Here is a 14,986-nt window from a genome sequence, read left to right on the forward strand (position 1 = left end):
AACGACATAGATGCCAATCTATCCACCTGCTGTGAAATAAATCTTCATGGAACAGAGTGGATTCGTTGTAGAATCCACTCATCAAGTTCAGCTTCTAGCCATCCCACTGACTGACTCCCCAAAGACCTTGGTCTTGGAAACGTTGAGTCAAAGCGGGGAGATTTTGGGTTCATCCAGTCATAGATTGTGGACCTGGAAAGACCTGTTTTGAGCGCGACAGCAGGTAGGCGCAGTATCTTTACGTTAGACGATGTCATAGCTTGTTCTCCTGAGTCATATTTGTTTGGCTGCAGGGAGATTACGGACATGGGGGCTGTAAAAAAATAGTTGTGCCTACTCGTTTTTTTTATTTGAACATTAACTTAATTAACCGGTTGATTTTTATGGATATGTTTTTTGAAAAAACTTACGCTCTTCTCATTGAAAGGTTCGAAGATGTCCGTGGAACGATACCTAGTTGGTTAACAAGTACCTCGTGGGAATCTGCCTGGCCGATGCTGGATTACAAAAATCCTGATGTTCAACTCTTTTTAGATCAACTCATTGGTGAATTCTCATCGACTGATCCTTACGATCGGGCGAAACTTACACTTGCTTCATTAGACCCAGCGCTAAAGCTTAAAAATAGAGATGGATGGCCTAGCGTTTTTGGGTCATTTCATAACCGCTTAGAAAGCGCACTTAGAGAGTGTCAAAGAGCCAAATATCTGCGAGATACTAATCATTTTGAAGCGTTGAAATCACTCCTCGAAGCGGTATGTCATCTTGAGGCTGCGAGAGGAATGTGTATAGCTTTTACTCAGATAGAAAGAGGTGAAGTTTCCGATTGGGTAATGTTACAGGGGGCGATTAGAGGGGGGGTGGCAAAGGCTGCTTTGAATATCCCAGTTAAAGAACAGGCTGTGAAGTTACTGTATGAAAATGTCCCCCCTAATGGCGGCTGGAAAAATAGAACAAAAGCGGCTGAAGCGATAGCTGCTGAACTGTGGGAGTTTATTGAACAACAAAATAAGATTGAAAAGCGTATTACTTTGGACCCTGACAATTTAGTCATAACATTAAAACAATGGGCTTCTAAGGATAAAGATGATCAACTTCTTGAGGCTTTTAATAAAACAGTCCGAACAAAGAAAAAAAAATGAAGCGCCAGAGACACTTCATTTATGCGTTATTACCCTACTAATCGCAAAAATCCTGAATGTAGATTCCCATTTTCTGCGGTAGTCACGAAATCAGCCCACCATTGCATCATCGGGCGACGTTGCTCGAGATAATCGCTGCGGTTATATGCGCGGCGTACTTCGTTTTTGTCTACGTGGGCCAATGCTGCCTCAATAACATCTGGTGGAAATCCTTGTTCGTTGAGAGCCGTACTGGCAATGGAGCGCAGACCATGAGAAACGAGTGTGCCACCTAACCCGGCGCGTTTTAGCGCCGCATTCACAGTTTGACTGTTCATTGATTGAGTCGGTTTGATGCGACTGGGAAAAACAAACTCTCGATTTACACTTAGTGGTTTCATCATTTCTAAAATAGCCATTGCTTGGTCTGACAATGGAATAGTGTGGTCGCGGTTCATTTTCATGCGTGATGCGGGGATTTTCCATTCTCGTGCTTCCAGGTCTATCTCGTCCCAGCGGGCTTCAGCCGCTTCGGCAGGGCGGGTGATAGTAAGAAGTTGCCACATGAACAGGCAGCGTGTTGGTAGGATAATGTTGGCGGTACGCATAGTCTGCATGAGTTGCGGTAGTTGGTCTGGGCGGATGCTTGGCATGTTCTTTTTCTGAGGCTTCTCGAATGCCTTGCCAATATTGACGCTGGGGACTGCATCAATCAGACCTGTGTTTTGAGCATAAACCATGACCTCATTGATGCGTTGGCACAGGCGACGGACAGTTTCCAATGCTCCGCGAGCCTGAACAGGTTGAATTGCTTGGACCAGAGTATGTGCTTTAATATCAGAGATGCTCATATCGCCAATCGCTGGGAAGACATCTCTTTCAAGTGAGCGCCAGATATCTTCTGCATAGTCCTCTGTCACACTGGTCTTCTTCACACTCCACCAACGTTCAGCTACAAGTTTGAAAGTATTAGTTTGGGCTTCAAGAGTGCTGCGGAGTTGTTCTTGCTGATGCTCCTGAGGATCGATCTGTTTTGTCAGGAGAGCACGAGCTTCTGCCCGGTAGCTTCGAGCATCGGCAAGGGTGACTGACGGATAAGGGCCAATGCTCTTTTTAGCACGCTTCTTAGTGACAGGGCGAATGTAGCGAAACTGCCAGATCTTACTGCCGCTTGATTTGATGAGTAGCTCAAGGCCATCGCCATCATAGAGAACGTAGTCCGCTTCCTTGGGTTTGGCGGATTCGATTTCCTTGACGGATAAAGGTTTGGTTTGTCTTGCCATTGCAGGGTTTCCATAGTTTTAGGCACCTCAAAAACAATAATGCTTTACGAGGTGCCTAACAAGGTGCCTAAAAGGTTCGGATTTAATTAGTTGGCTTCAGACTTCGAGGGACAAATTGAAGGCACAAAAAAGCCCGCAGGGCTTGTGCCATGCGGGCTCTTTAGACTTTATCGGATGACTCTGGTAATCATCGATTGAAGATTTTGGTGGAGCTGGGGGGATTTGAACCCCCGTCCGAAATTACTACACCGTCGGCACTACATGCTTAGTCCAATCTTTACATTCGCCTGCCAGCTGCGGATGGACACGCCACTAACAAACTAGCCTGATTAGGTTTAACGCTTCAGCCCCAGGCAGGACATCCACGCGATCTCTTTTGAGTTTGACCTCTCTTGATCCCCGTCCTAAGAGCGGAGGCTAGGGAGAGAGGGCTCTAGGCAGGGTATTAAGCTGCTAGTGCGTAGTTTTCGTCGTTTGCGACTATTTTTTTGCGGCTTTTTACGAGGCCAACCGCCCCTCGGCATGCTCCTTGGGCTTCGCAAATCCCGTCGAATCCAGAATCAGCCCCAAGTAACTGTGTGCAGTATATCAGAAGTTTACCCAATTAAGCCAGAAGCTTAGCGATTGGCATGCTTCATGATACGGGCTTTCGCCGTCTGCCATTCACGATCTTTGATGTCATCGCGTTTATCGTGTTCTTTTTTACCTTTGGCTACGCCAATCTTCACTTTGCTCCAGGCATTTTTCCAATACATGGATAAAGCAACAATGGTGTAACCTTCACGGTTAACACGACCAATCAGTGAGTCTAACTCACGCTTTTTCAACAGCAATTTGCGGGAACGCGTGGGATCGCATACTACATGAGTTGAAGCAACGTTAAGTGGCGAGATAGTTGCACCAAACAGATAGGCTTCACCATCACGGAACATCACGTAGCTGTCGCTGATGTTAGCTTTGCCAGCACGCAGTGATTTTACTTCCCAACCTTGCAAGGCTAAACCCGCTTCGATCTCTTCTTCGATGAAGTATTCGAAACGTGCTCGCTTATTTTGCGCAATGGTAGCGGAACCGGGTTTGTGGGCTTTTTTCTTTGTCATAGTGTGAGCATTATACTGGATGCGGCAGCGAAAGAAATCCTTTCCTATTCAACACCTGCGCAATTTCTTGCGTTTGGGAATCATTAAATATCTGGCAGATTTTTTGTTTGATGATAGATAAATGGTATTATCTGTGCGTTTTATGCCTCACAGGAAATGATATGCCCCAGATCAGTCGGTCTGCATTGGTGCCGTTCAGCGCTGAGCAGATGTATCAGTTGGTTAATGATGTTCACTCTTATCCCGATTTTCTGCCAGGTTGTACTGGTAGCCGGGTGATTACCGCTTCTCATAATGAAATGACTGCGGCGGTTGACGTTGCGAAAGCGGGTATCAGTAAGACCTTCACCACGCGTAATACGTTGCAGGATAACCAAAGCATTAATATGCAGCTGGTTGATGGCCCGTTTCGTAAGTTGATGGGCGGATGGCAGTTCACACCGTTAAGCCCAGAGGCCTGTAAAGTTGAACTGCATTTGGATTTTGAGTTCACCAACAAATTGATCGAATTGGCCTTCGGCAAAGTATTTAAAGAACTGGCGGGTAATATGGTGCAGGCATTCACCCAGCGCGCAAAAGAGATTTATAGTGTCTGAAATACAGGTTGAAGTGGTGTATGCGTTGCCGGAGCGGCAGTATGTGCGGCAGGTAATGTTGGCCCAGGGCAGCAACATTGAGCAGGCGATTTTGGCTTCTGGGTTACTTGAGCTGCGGAGCGATATCGATTTAAAGAGTAATAAGGTAGGGATTTACAGTCGGCCAGCTAAATTGGGCGATGTGCTCAATGATGGTGACCGAGTGGAAATTTACCGGCCGTTGATTGCAGATCCCAAAGAACTACGCCGCCAACGGGCGGAAAAAGCAAAAAAATAAGGCGCTACATACGCCTTACTTGCGCCAGAGTTTTATCTTCCGAGTTGCAGCCTGGGACTGTCGTGAAGAGTCTCACCTATCCTCATCCTCACGGGCCAGAAGACAATTTCTGGCTCAATTTACTGTGTCAGTGCCGGTTTATTCTGAATATCTGTTAATACGCCAGCGCTATCGAAAGTCAGAGTCAGAGTCTGTTGCGTAATTTTCTCATGACCAGGCTGTTGGCGGAATACGTAGAACCATGTTTGAGTACCGAACGGATCCTGCATCATTGGTGTACCCAATGTATAAGCAACCTGTTGTTGCGTCATCCCTTTGTGGACTTTTGCCACATCGGTAGGGGTCAGATAGTTACCCTGATTGATATCAGGCCGGTAAACCACCTTCTCAAAAGTAGAACAACCTGCTGTCAGCATCACAAGAACCACAGCAGCAGCTGTTAGTGTTTTACAGCGCATAGTAATCACATTCCTTTAGGGCATAGGATGCCGATGATAATAGACCTTGCAGCAGTTGGGAACCTTTACAGGGCTCCAATATGACCTCAAGAAAGTAAAAAAGTTATGCGGCCAGCAATTCTTTTGCGTTTGCCAGGGTATTTTTGGTGACTTCGCTGCCACCGAGCAGGCGTGCCAGCTCTTGCAAACGAGCTTGTTTACCCAATGATGACATCTGAGTTTCGGTTTCTGTACCATCGGTTTGTTTACTGACAAATAAATGCTGATGACCGCACCCTGCGACCTGCGGCAAGTGAGTAACGCACATCACTTGTGTCGATTCCCCAAGCTGGCGCAGCAGGCGGCCAACAATGGCAGCCGTTGGGCCACTGATCCCCACATCAACTTCATCAAAGATCAAGGCTGGAGTTTCCATTTTACGTGCAGTAATCACCTGGATAGCCAATGCGATACGGGAAAGCTCACCGCCAGATGCTACTTTTACTAAAGGCTGCAATGGCTGGCCTGGGTTGGTGGAAACACAAAACTCAATGCGGTTCGCCCCTTCACTGTTGAGATACTCTGGCTCAAAATGTACATCAATATGGAATTTACCATGTGGCATTGAGAGGGTGTTCATGCTGTCGGTAATTAATATGGCCAGTTCTGCGGCATAGTACAGGCGTTTTTGATGCAATTGTTCGGCCAGTATCAAGGACTGTTGGTGATGCAGAGCAACAGCTGCGCTGAGGTGTTGATGATCGTTTTCCTGCTGAGAAAGCAGCTGTTGTTCATCCAGTAATTGCTGATGCAGATTGGGCAACTCTTCCGGTGCAACATGATGTTTGCGAGCCAGGCTGATTTGCCGGGAAAGGCGTTGCTCAAGTTCATGCAGGCGATTGGGATCGAGATCCATACGGTCGGTGTAGTGGCGTAGTTCGTCACTGGCTTCGCTGATTTGGATCGAAGCTTCTTCAAGCATCTCCAGCAGGCCGCTGAGTTTTTCATCCATGCCTGCCAGCTCAACGAGCAGGTGTTTCGTGCTATAGAGCTGGCTGAGCATATTGTGTTCTTCGTCATCAGCGAGTAGTTGCAATGCTTGCTGGCTGAGCGTCAACAATTGGCCACTGTTAGCCAGGCGTTTATATTCAGTGTCGATTTGTTCAAATTCGCCCGCCTGTGGTGCAAATTCATTCAACTCTTTCAGTTGATATTGCAACAGTTGCTTGCGGGCGTCGCGCTCAATGGATTGTTGCTGATGCTGTGCCAGTTCGCGGCAGCTTTGGTGCCATTGTTGGTAAGCCTGGCGCATGGCTATTTGCAACGCAGGTTCGCCGGCATAGGCGTCTAACAGTTGTTTCTGGTGTTCGGGTTTTAACAGTAATTGGTGTGCGTGCTGGCCGTGGATCTGGATCAGTCTTTGGCCCAGTTCGCGCAGTTGTGAAAGAGGAACGGCAGTGCCATTGATAAAACCACGGGAACGGCCATCAGAGCCAATCACACGGCGCAACAAGCATTCGTTGCTATCATCAAGCTGGTTATGCTCCAGCCATGCACGGGCGGAGGGAGTATCTGCCAGAGAGAAACGTGCACAAATATCCGCACGGGAAGCGCCTTGACGCACAACATTACCCTCGGCTCGGTTACCAAGGCACAGACCCAGTGCATCGATGGCAATTGATTTACCGGCCCCGGTTTCGCCGGTGATGGCTGTCATACCCGGTTGGAAGTCGATCTCCAGCTCACGAACAATAGCAAAATTGCTGATGGTTAATTGCGCCAACATAGAAACCTTCCTGTGCATAAACACATGCCTGTAATTTAATACAGTATAAACTGGTTTTATATACAGTAAAGTAGCTGATGCGATTTTTAGAATAATTTTTTTGACCAACCCAGTTTGGTGCTCAATGTATTGAAATAGCTGTAGCCCTTTGGATGAATAAGATTCAAATGAAAATCACTACGGCGAATCAATACTTCTTCACCTTCTTGTATCGGTAGCGCAATCTGGCTATCGCAGCTGATTTCCAGATCGCGGCCAGTGTGGGAGAATTTCAGGCGGATGGTGCTGCTGCCGTTAATGACCAATGGTCGTGCAGAAAGTGTATGCGGGAACATGGGAACGAGCGCGATAGCCTCTAGAGATGGGGTCAATATTGGCCCGCCAGCGGAGAGTGAATAGGCGGTGGAACCGGTTGGAGTGGCGATGATCAGGCCGTCGGAGCGTTGGGAAAAGGCAAAGCGATCGTCGATATACACTTCAAACTCAATCATATGTGCCACTTTGCCGGGATGCAGCACGACTTCGTTAATTGCCGTACTGATGCGGCATTGTTGGTGCTCTTTATGTACGATGGCTTCCAGCAGGAAGCGCTGTTCGTCAATGTATTCGCCTTCCAGCACATCGGCCAACTGCTGTAGAGCGTTATCGGGATCAAGGTCGGTCAGGAACCCCAGATTGCCGCGGTTAACCCCAATAACCTTAATATCGTAACGTGCCAGTACGCGTGCGGCTCCCAGCATATTACCATCACCGCCAACCACCACCGCCAGATCGGCCTGCTGGCCAATATCCGCCAGGCTGCCGGTCACCACATCTTGCAGCCCGAGGTCATAGGCAATCTGGCGTTCAATGATTACTGAATAACCACGTGCGATCAACCAATGGAATAACATCTCATGCGTTGCCAGTGCAGAAGGATGGCGCGGGTGGCCAACAATACCAATACAGGTAAATTTTTTATTCATTGCTGTGATTTTCCTCACTGGGGTTGGTTTATGCCCCACATTGTGACCGGTTGACTTGAAACCCCGGTTTTGATCCCCATAATAAGCCAAGTTGCGAGATTAATGCTAAAACGCGGAGATATTCATGAGTAGTAAAGAACAACAGACGCCAAATGAGCAAGTCTCGGAAGAGATGGAACAGCAAGCACAGCGTGAGGAAGGCATACCAGAGATAATAGAAGGTGCCGATCTTCGTGATGAACGCATTGCCGAATTGGAGGCCCAACTGACTGAGGCGCAGCAACGCGAGCGTGACAGCCTGCTGCGCGCTAAGGCCGAGGTGGAAAACATCCGTCGCCGCACCGAGTTGGATATTGAAAAAGCGCACAAATTCGCACTGGAGAAGTTCAGTGGTGATCTGCTACAGGTGATCGATAACCTTGAACGTGCGCTTGAACTGGCAGATAAAAATAATCCAGAACTGGTGGCGATGATCGAAGGTATTGAGCTCACGCTCAAGTCGCTGTTGGATGTGGTACGCAAGTATGGCATTGAGATTGTTGGTGATATCAATGTGCCTTTCAATCCAGATGTGCATCAGGCGATGAGCATGATGGAATCAGCCGACCTTCAGCCAAACCACGTGATGATGGTAATGCAAAAAGGCTATACGCTGAATGGCCGCTTATTGCGCCCGGCAATGGTGGCGGTTTCTAAAGCCAAAGCATAGCGCTTTTGGTTGAAAGCAAAGGCACCTTTCTAGGGTGCCTTTGTTCTTTTTATCTAGACATCATTCTTCCAGATCGTCACAGCGCTTACCTTCTTCTTGATTCCACTATTACAGATCTCGCATTTATTTGTGATACAGCCACTAATTTTTTGAATCTGTATGCTTTAAATATAAAAAACCTAAATCTGTATTCCTTTTTGGCCTGACGGCACACTGGTTGTAAAACAGGTGAAAGGGAGAGAGTCATGGATGGTCTACTGGAAGAAGCAAATGAACATCGGCAAAGCGATGCTGTTGGGAAACGTAAATTTAGTACTTGGTTGCTACAGTGTTGGCGAGCTTGGCTCAACAGGTGTGCAGCAAAAAAAGCTCTGGCGGCGATGAGTGATGAACAACTGCGGGATATTGGGCTCAGGCGTAGCGATGTGGAACGGGGAAGCCACAATAGAAATTATGAACGTAGGCCGTGGTAAACATTACCGGCCACCCTATGCCCGGGCAGGGCATAGGGTGTGGAATATCATTCCTGCGGCAAACGTGGAGTCCAATCGATCGGTGCCGTCCCTTGCTGTTCGAGCAAATGGTTAGCCTGCGAAAAATGGCGGCAGCCGAGAAAGCCACGATGTGCGGAAAGCGGTGATGGATGAGGCGCTTTCAGGACATGATGGCGTTTACGATCGATAAAATTCCCTTTCTTCTGCGCGTGTGATCCCCAGAGCAGGAACACTATGCCTTCACGATTTTCATTCAGCGCGGCAATCACTTTATCGGTAAACGTTTCCCAACCTAGGTTAGCGTGAGAGTGTGCCCGCCCAGCTTCAACGGTTAATACGGTATTGAGCAGCAATACGCCTTGCTCTGCCCAGCTTTGCAGATAACCGTGGTTCGGGCGTTCAAAACCAGGAATATCGGTCATCAATTCTTTATACATATTCATCAATGATGGCGGAGCGGGAACACCAGGGCGCACGGAAAACGACAGGCCATGAGCCTGGTTCGGCCCGTGGTAAGGATCTTGACCGAGGATCACGACTTTAACATCGGCGAGTTCGGTAAAACGGAAGGCATTGAACACATCTTTCTGCGGCGGATAAATGGTCTTACCAGACTGACGTTCTGTGGCAACAAAGGCGAGCGTTTCAAGAAAATAAGGCTGCTCTTTTTCTTTGCCAATGACGTCATGCCAAGTGGGGGAGGTAGACATAAACGCTCTCCTTTGTTTTCGTTAACAATTCACGGGGTATAGCTTACCGTTTACTGCTGCGTAGCGAAACCTGCTTTTATAATGAGTTATCCAGGTTTGTCAGGCACGAGATACAAATTTTTTTGAAAATTTACAAAAATAATTAAGGTAGAGCAAAAGGGTAAAATTGATATAAAACATAAATTTGCCTTTGGCGAGTATCAGCCCACCCCTTAAAAATTGACTTTAATCAAAGAATTCACCGGGTCAGGCTGGTATATAGAACAACAAGACAACATTGGTTTTACCAAATAGCCGGAATCCAGAATGGGTTTTCGGCAATAGAGAAATTTTCTCCCTTATTACGGAGGCAACAAAATGATTACTGGTATTCAAATCACTAAAGCGAGCAATCAGGCACTGGTGAACTCTTTCTGGTTGCTGGATGAAGAAAAATCAGAAGCCCGCTGCGTATGCGCTAAAGCGGATTATGCTGAAGATCAGATCGTTCCTGTCAGTGAATTGGGTCAGATCGAATACCGCGAAGTTCCGATGGAAATGCAGCCTACTGTGCGTGTAGAAGGTGGGCAGCACCTGAACGTGAACGTACTGCGCCGTGAGACGCTGGAAGATGCGGTCAAGCATCCAGAAAAATACCCACAGCTGACTATTCGTGTCTCTGGCTATGCTGTGCGTTTCAATTCACTGACGCCAGAACAGCAACGTGACGTTATTGCACGTACTTTTACTGAAAGCTTGTAAGTTCAGGATGAGTCAAAAAGGGAGCTTCGGCTCCTTTTTTGTGCCGAGCGATAAGTGGGTGCTAGCGTAATAGCACTAAGAGCATAAAAAAACCGCCATCAAAACAGGCGGTTTTCAAAAAATAAAGCAACGTTATTACTCGGGTTTCGCTTTTGGTTGGCGGCGTTTACCAACGTTTTTCGCATCGCGATGGCGAACTTTTACTTTAGCCTTCTCTTTATTCTTCAGCTTGTCTTCGGCGCGTTTTGCCAGCACTTTCTTTGAAGGCTTCCCGTTGCTTTTTTCGCTTGGTACTTTGGTGACCGGGCGGAGTCCTTCAATTACGCGAACTTTCAGTGGTTCATTAAGATAGCGGCCCACTTTGCCCAAGAGCAACTGGTCGTGGGCTTCAACCAGAGAAATCGCCGTGCCTTTGCGCCCGGCACGGCCGGTACGACCAATCCGATGCAGATAGGTGTCTGCGGTACGAGGCATATCGAAGTTGAACACGTGAGTGATATCCAAAATATCCAGACCACGTGCGGCAACATCGGTGGCAACCAGCACGTTCACTCGGCCATCCAGCATGCGTTTTACCGCTTCGTTACGTTTGGCTTGCACCATTTCACCTTCGAGATAGCAGGTATTGATACCTGCTTCACGTAACCAAGCGACTAATTCATGCACTCGCTCGCGTTTGCGCACGAAAATGACGGATTTTTGGACGTCTGGCTGCTTCAGCAGGTGCACCAGCAGGGCGGTTTTATGCTTGATATCATCGGCGCGATAATACCATTGCAGAATTTTTTTGCGCTCGCGGCGCGATGGGTCGGCTTCCACTTCTACCGGTTCTTTCAGGATGCGTTCGGCAAATTCGCGGATGGCATCGCCTTCCAGCGTTGCGGAGAACAACAGGGTTTGGTTACGCCAGCGAGTTTCAGCTGAAATAGTTTCGATATCTTGCGCAAACCCCATATCCAGCATGCGGTCAGCTTCGTCAAGGATAAGTGTTTCAACCGCGCGGCAGTCAAAATTTTCTTCCCTGATGTATTGCAGCAGGCGGCCAGTGGTTGCTACCACCACGTCCTGATTTTCACTGAACACTTCTGCGTGATTCATGTAAGCCACGCCACCGGTAATTGTGGCGATATCCAGCGAGGTATGAGCAGCCAATTCACGTGCCTGATCGGCCACCTGCATGGCCAGCTCACGTGTTGGGGTGAGAATCAAAACACGCGGTGGGCCGGATTTTCTGCGAGGGAAATCCAGCAAATGCTGCAAAACGGGTAGCAAAAATGCTGCGGTTTTGCCCGTGCCAGTTGGCGCAGAACCCAATACGTCGCGCCCATCCATTGCCGGGGGAATCGCTGCGGCTTGAATAGCTGTGGGGCGATCGTAACCTTTATCACGCAGTGCGGTGATCAGGCGTTCATCGAGTTCGAGTTCAGAAAATTGGGTTGCTGTCATGGTCTACCTCTACTTGGGGCGCCGATTATAGACGGGTTAGCCTTAGGGTTCACCCTTTTTAAGGGAAGCATCACTTTTACCCGCAATCAGATTGCCTTATGCTACGCCAGTTTTGTCTCTTGGTGGCTATTGTGAGTAATCAATCTAAAATCAAACAGCCTCCGCGCCGCGGTGGTTTTACCTTCAAACAATTTTTTGTTGCTCACGATCGTTGTGCGATGAAAGTGGGCACCGATGGGGTATTGCTCGGTGCCTGGGCGTTATTGGGGCAGGCACGCCGACTGCTGGATATTGGCTGTGGCAGCGGGCTGATTGCGTTGATGCTGGCGCAGCGTGCGGCAGCCGAAGCCATTATTGATGCTGTTGAGCTGGATAGCGAAGCCGCAGCCCAAGCGCGTGAGAATGTGCTGGAATCCCCTTGGCCGCAAAAAATTCAGGTATATACGCAGGATATCCATTATTTTGCGCGGCACCATACGCATTGTTATGATTTGATTGTCAGTAATCCACCGTATTTCGAACCCGCCGTAGCCTGCCGCGATCGGGCGCGTACCAATGCTCGTTATACTGAAACCCTGACTCATGATGCTCTGTTGGATTGCGCCGAGCGTTTGATTGCTGAAGGCGGCCATTTTTGCCTGATATTACCTTATGCTATTGGCGAAGCATTTGAAGTGAATGCACACCAACGTGGCTGGTATTCAGCTCGTCGGCTGAATATCAGCGATCAGGCCGAAACCTTGCGGCACCGTATGCTATTGGCACTGACTCGCAATCCAGTAGAGAAAGAAGAAACAGAGTTGGCCATCAAACTGGCGGATGGCAGCTATACTGCCGATTTCCGCCAATTAATTACGGACTTTTACTTGAACTACTGAGACGGCATTCCCCTCCCAAAATAAGAAGGGGAAGGGCTCCTCAGGGTTGCAGAATTGTGGGCTTGGGTTCAGGCAGCATCTCGGGATAATCCAACGTGAAATGCAACCCACGGCTTTCTTTGCGCTCCATTGCGCTGCGTACAATCAATTCCGCTACCTGCACCAGATTGCGTAATTCCAGCAGATTGTTGGAGATGCGGAAATTGGCGTAATACTCATCAATTTCCTGCTGCAAGGTGTTGATGCGGCGCAGGGCTCGCTCCAGACGTTTGGTGGTGCGCACAATGCCTACGTAATCCCACATAAACAGCCGTAATTCGTGCCAGTTATGCTGGATAACCACCCGTTCATCAGAGTCATCGACCCGGCTTTCATCCCACTGTGGCAACTGCTTGACCAGCTTAATGGTCGGCAAACGGGTTAGAATATCTTCGGCGGCGGACCAACCATAAACCAGGCATTCCAGCAGTGAATTCGATGCCATACGATTGGCACCATGCAGGCCGGTGTAGCTGACTTCGCCAATGGCATACAGGCCGTCCAGGTCTGTTCGGCCATGCTGATCGACCATCACACCACCGCAGGTATAGTGTGCGGCAGGCACGATCGGTATCGGTTGCTTGGTCAGGTCAAAGCCTAATGTCAGCAGCTTGTCATGAATCATCGGGAAATGCTGAGTGATGAATTCTGCCGGTTTATGGCTGATGTCCAGATACATGCAATCGGCACCCAAGCGCTTCATTTCATGATCAATGGCGCGTGCCACGATATCGCGCGGGGCCAATTCGCCGCGTTCGTCGAAGTCTGGCATAAAGCGGCTACCGTCTGGGCGTTTCAGATAGGCCCCTTCACCGCGCAACGCCTCGGTCAGCAGGAAATTGCGCGCCTGTGGATGGAACAGGCAGGTTGGGTGAAACTGGTTGAACTCCAGATTGGCGACCCGGCATCCGGCGCGCCAAGCCATGGCTATGCCGTCACCAGAGGAAATATCCGGGTTGGTGGTGTATTGATAGACCTTGGCTGCTCCGCCAGTGGCCAGTACCACTGTTTTAGCACGATAAGTTTCCACCTGTTCTTGCTCACGATTCCAGACGTAAGCACCGACGACGCGTTTGGTGCCCGGTAACCCGATTTTATTGGAGGTGATCAGATCAACCGCATTGTGACGTTCCATTACACAAATATTGGGGTGAGCACTTGCTTTACCTACGAGGGTAGTTTCTACTTCTTTACCGGTAGCATCGGCGGCGTGCAGGATACGGCGGTGGCTGTGCCCGCCTTCACGCGTTAGGTGATAACGTTCTTCACCCTGGGAATTGGTTTCGGTATCGAACAAAACGCCTTGATCAATCAGCCACTGTACGCAATGGCGTGCATTTCCGGCAATGAATTCGACCGCGTCTTTATCACACAAGCCAGCTCCGGCAATCAGTGTGTCATCAACGTGTGAAGCGATACTGTCCGTTTCATCAAATACCGCGGCGATCCCGCCTTGGGCATAAAAGGTTGCGCCTTCATTAAGCGGACCTTTGCTGAGTACAGTAACCTTGCAATGCTGCGCCAGGCGCAACGCCAGTGATAAGCCCGCAGCACCGCTGCCGACAATCAGTACATCGCTAACATGTTCAGATGATGGTTGCATAACGTATGATGTGTGCAGAAGAAGAGTGAAATTCATGTTAGCCTACTTGTCCGGGCAAAAGCCACGGATAGGATGACATCTAACAGAAAAACAATGGCAATATGGAACTTCGTGTTCTATATAAACTCCAAGCGGGTGCTTGCTCAGGAAAATAATGTATGGCTGGCAGTACAATTTTACGCGTGGAGACGGGTTTGGGGAGAATTTACCTCGGATGAGCGAGCAGTTAACGGACCAAGTTCTGGTTGAGCGGGTTCAAAAGGGCGATCAGAAATCGTTTAACTTACTGGTGGTACGTTACCAGCATAAGGTTGCGAGTCTTGTTTCCCGCTATGTGCCACAGGGTGATGTGCCTGATGTAGTGCAGGAGTCATTTATTAAGGCCTATCGCGCACTGGAATCATTCCGGGGGGACAGCGCCTTTTACACGTGGTTATATCGAATTGCCGTGAATACGGCAAAGAATTACCTGGTTGCTCAGGGCCGGCGTCCACCCTCAAGCGATGTGGATGCCAACGATGCCGAAAATTACGAAAGTGCAGGTGCATTGAAAGAAATTTCGAACCCTGAGAATTTAATGTTGTCAGAAGAGTTGAGACAGATAGTTTTCCGTACTATTGAGTCACTTCCCGAGGATCTTCGCATGGCGATTACCCTGCGGGAATTAGATGGTCTAAGCTACGAAGAGATAGCAGCTATCATGGACTGTCCGGTAGGAACAGTACGTTCGCGTATTTTCCGTGCCAGGGAGGCTATCGATAATAAAGTTCAACCGCTGATCCAACGTTAGCGATGGCGGAC

Annotated in this window: 17 protein-coding genes and 1 other RNA gene; 8 read left to right on the forward strand and 10 right to left on the reverse strand. The window is 48.7% G+C overall.

Annotated features, from left to right (window positions below; all coding sequences use genetic code 11):
- Positions 1–44: 44 nt before the first annotated feature.
- Positions 45–257: an AlpA family transcriptional regulator gene (locus tag Z042_RS24990; RefSeq protein ID WP_071882819.1), complete on the reverse strand. Its 213-nt coding sequence runs from the start codon at positions 255–257 to the stop codon at positions 45–47.
- Between the two features lie 126 nt (positions 258–383).
- Between Z042_RS24990 and Z042_RS24520 the strand changes: the two genes are divergently transcribed.
- Positions 384–1,142 (forward strand): hypothetical protein, encoded by a 759-nt coding sequence (locus Z042_RS24520; protein WP_024913212.1) that lies wholly within the window; start codon positions 384–386, stop codon positions 1,140–1,142.
- A 29-nt stretch (positions 1,143–1,171) separates the two neighbouring features.
- On the opposite strand, the gene Z042_RS10455 is transcribed toward Z042_RS24520, so the two are convergent.
- The 3 genes from Z042_RS10455 to smpB all read right to left on the reverse strand — a co-directional run bounded on the left by Z042_RS10455 (position 1,172) and on the right by smpB (position 3,504).
- The gene (locus Z042_RS10455) at positions 1,172–2,404 is read right to left on the reverse strand and encodes an integrase (protein WP_024913211.1); all 1,233 of its coding nucleotides are present in this window, start codon (positions 2,402–2,404) and stop codon (positions 1,172–1,174) included.
- Between the two features lie 204 nt (positions 2,405–2,608).
- Positions 2,609–2,972, reverse strand: a transfer-messenger RNA (tmRNA) gene (gene ssrA, locus Z042_RS24995).
- A gap of 49 nt (positions 2,973–3,021) precedes the next feature.
- On the reverse strand, positions 3,022–3,504 hold the full coding sequence (gene smpB / locus Z042_RS10460; protein WP_024913210.1) for an SsrA-binding protein SmpB: 483 nt from the start codon (positions 3,502–3,504) through the stop codon (positions 3,022–3,024).
- A gap of 161 nt (positions 3,505–3,665) precedes the next feature.
- Here smpB and Z042_RS10465 point away from each other — a divergent pair, with 161 nt between their 5' ends.
- Both Z042_RS10465 and Z042_RS10470 read left to right on the forward strand, forming a co-directional pair.
- Complete coding sequence (locus Z042_RS10465; RefSeq protein WP_024913209.1) at positions 3,666–4,100, forward strand: type II toxin-antitoxin system RatA family toxin; 435 nt, start codon at positions 3,666–3,668, stop codon at positions 4,098–4,100.
- Complete coding sequence (locus Z042_RS10470) at positions 4,093–4,377, forward strand: RnfH family protein (RefSeq protein WP_024913208.1); 285 nt, start codon at positions 4,093–4,095, stop codon at positions 4,375–4,377. Before Z042_RS10465 ends, Z042_RS10470 begins: the two co-directional genes overlap by 8 nt.
- A gap of 119 nt (positions 4,378–4,496) precedes the next feature.
- On the opposite strand, the gene bamE is transcribed toward Z042_RS10470, so the two are convergent.
- From bamE to nadK, 3 genes are all read right to left on the reverse strand, one after another.
- A complete protein-coding gene (gene bamE / locus Z042_RS10475) occupies positions 4,497–4,835 on the reverse strand; it encodes an outer membrane protein assembly factor BamE (protein WP_024913207.1) in 339 nt (112 codons plus the stop codon).
- 103 nt (positions 4,836–4,938) lie between these two features.
- Entirely contained in the window at positions 4,939–6,600 is a 1,662-nt protein-coding gene (gene recN / locus Z042_RS10480; RefSeq protein WP_024913206.1) for a DNA repair protein RecN, read from the reverse strand.
- A gap of 86 nt (positions 6,601–6,686) precedes the next feature.
- The gene (gene nadK / locus Z042_RS10485; protein WP_024913205.1) at positions 6,687–7,565 is read right to left on the reverse strand and encodes an NAD(+) kinase; all 879 of its coding nucleotides are present in this window, start codon (positions 7,563–7,565) and stop codon (positions 6,687–6,689) included.
- A gap of 124 nt (positions 7,566–7,689) precedes the next feature.
- On the opposite strand from nadK, the gene grpE reads away from it, so the two are divergent.
- Positions 7,690–8,274: a nucleotide exchange factor GrpE gene (gene grpE / locus Z042_RS10490; protein WP_024913204.1), complete on the forward strand. Its 585-nt coding sequence runs from the start codon at positions 7,690–7,692 to the stop codon at positions 8,272–8,274.
- A 245-nt stretch (positions 8,275–8,519) separates the two neighbouring features.
- Entirely contained in the window at positions 8,520–8,747 is a 228-nt protein-coding gene (locus tag Z042_RS10495; RefSeq protein ID WP_024913203.1) for a DUF1127 domain-containing protein, read from the forward strand.
- A gap of 47 nt (positions 8,748–8,794) precedes the next feature.
- On the opposite strand, the gene ung is transcribed toward Z042_RS10495, so the two are convergent.
- On the reverse strand, positions 8,795–9,478 hold the full coding sequence (gene ung, locus Z042_RS10500) for a uracil-DNA glycosylase (protein WP_024913202.1): 684 nt from the start codon (positions 9,476–9,478) through the stop codon (positions 8,795–8,797).
- Positions 9,479–9,835: 357 nt separating this feature from the next.
- On the opposite strand from ung, the gene grcA reads away from it, so the two are divergent.
- Entirely contained in the window at positions 9,836–10,219 is a 384-nt protein-coding gene (gene grcA, locus Z042_RS10505) for an autonomous glycyl radical cofactor GrcA (RefSeq protein WP_024913201.1), read from the forward strand.
- Between the two features lie 135 nt (positions 10,220–10,354).
- On the opposite strand, the gene srmB is transcribed toward grcA, so the two are convergent.
- Positions 10,355–11,665, reverse strand: a complete 1,311-nt coding sequence (srmB, locus tag Z042_RS10510) for an ATP-dependent RNA helicase SrmB (RefSeq protein WP_024913200.1) — start codon at positions 11,663–11,665, stop codon at positions 10,355–10,357.
- 98 nt (positions 11,666–11,763) lie between these two features.
- Here srmB and trmN point away from each other — a divergent pair, with 98 nt between their 5' ends.
- Positions 11,764–12,543, forward strand: a complete 780-nt coding sequence (gene trmN, locus Z042_RS10515; RefSeq protein WP_024913199.1) for a tRNA(1)(Val) (adenine(37)-N(6))-methyltransferase TrmN — start codon at positions 11,764–11,766, stop codon at positions 12,541–12,543.
- Positions 12,544–12,583: 40 nt separating this feature from the next.
- Here trmN and nadB read toward each other — a convergent pair whose 3' ends face one another.
- A complete protein-coding gene (nadB, locus tag Z042_RS10520; RefSeq protein ID WP_024913198.1) occupies positions 12,584–14,185 on the reverse strand; it encodes an L-aspartate oxidase in 1,602 nt (533 codons plus the stop codon).
- Between the two features lie 214 nt (positions 14,186–14,399).
- On the opposite strand from nadB, the gene rpoE reads away from it, so the two are divergent.
- Positions 14,400–14,975 (forward strand): RNA polymerase sigma factor RpoE, encoded by a 576-nt coding sequence (gene rpoE, locus Z042_RS10525; RefSeq protein WP_004929136.1) that lies wholly within the window; start codon positions 14,400–14,402, stop codon positions 14,973–14,975.
- Positions 14,976–14,986: the final 11 nt, after the last annotated feature.

The organism is Chania multitudinisentens RB-25 (genome assembly GCF_000520015.2).
GTDB lineage: Bacteria > Pseudomonadota > Gammaproteobacteria > Enterobacterales > Enterobacteriaceae > Chania > Chania multitudinisentens.

Excerpts from the sequence above, each read along its gene's own strand:
- Z042_RS24990 (WP_071882819.1), bottom strand. The coding sequence starts at position 257 with ATGACATCGTCTAACGTAAAGATACTGCGCCTACCTGCTGTCGCGCTC.
- Z042_RS24520 (WP_024913212.1), top strand. The coding sequence starts at position 384 with ATGGATATGTTTTTTGAAAAAACTTACGCTCTTCTCATTGAAAGGTTC.
- Z042_RS10455 (WP_024913211.1), bottom strand. The coding sequence starts at position 2,404 with ATGGCAAGACAAACCAAACCTTTATCCGTCAAGGAAATCGAATCCGCC.
- smpB (WP_024913210.1), bottom strand. The coding sequence starts at position 3,504 with ATGACAAAGAAAAAAGCCCACAAACCCGGTTCCGCTACCATTGCGCAA.
- Z042_RS10465 (WP_024913209.1), top strand. The coding sequence starts at position 3,666 with ATGCCCCAGATCAGTCGGTCTGCATTGGTGCCGTTCAGCGCTGAGCAG.
- bamE (WP_024913207.1), bottom strand. The coding sequence starts at position 4,835 with ATGCGCTGTAAAACACTAACAGCTGCTGCTGTGGTTCTTGTGATGCTG.
- recN (WP_024913206.1), bottom strand. The coding sequence starts at position 6,600 with ATGTTGGCGCAATTAACCATCAGCAATTTTGCTATTGTTCGTGAGCTG.
- nadK (WP_024913205.1), bottom strand. The coding sequence starts at position 7,565 with ATGAATAAAAAATTTACCTGTATTGGTATTGTTGGCCACCCGCGCCAT.
- grpE (WP_024913204.1), top strand. The coding sequence starts at position 7,690 with ATGAGTAGTAAAGAACAACAGACGCCAAATGAGCAAGTCTCGGAAGAG.
- Z042_RS10495 (WP_024913203.1), top strand. The coding sequence starts at position 8,520 with ATGGATGGTCTACTGGAAGAAGCAAATGAACATCGGCAAAGCGATGCT.
- ung (WP_024913202.1), bottom strand. The coding sequence starts at position 9,478 with ATGTCTACCTCCCCCACTTGGCATGACGTCATTGGCAAAGAAAAAGAG.
- grcA (WP_024913201.1), top strand. The coding sequence starts at position 9,836 with ATGATTACTGGTATTCAAATCACTAAAGCGAGCAATCAGGCACTGGTG.
- srmB (WP_024913200.1), bottom strand. The coding sequence starts at position 11,665 with ATGACAGCAACCCAATTTTCTGAACTCGAACTCGATGAACGCCTGATC.
- trmN (WP_024913199.1), top strand. The coding sequence starts at position 11,764 with ATGCTACGCCAGTTTTGTCTCTTGGTGGCTATTGTGAGTAATCAATCT.
- nadB (WP_024913198.1), bottom strand. The coding sequence starts at position 14,185 with ATGCAACCATCATCTGAACATGTTAGCGATGTACTGATTGTCGGCAGC.
- rpoE (WP_004929136.1), top strand. The coding sequence starts at position 14,400 with ATGAGCGAGCAGTTAACGGACCAAGTTCTGGTTGAGCGGGTTCAAAAG.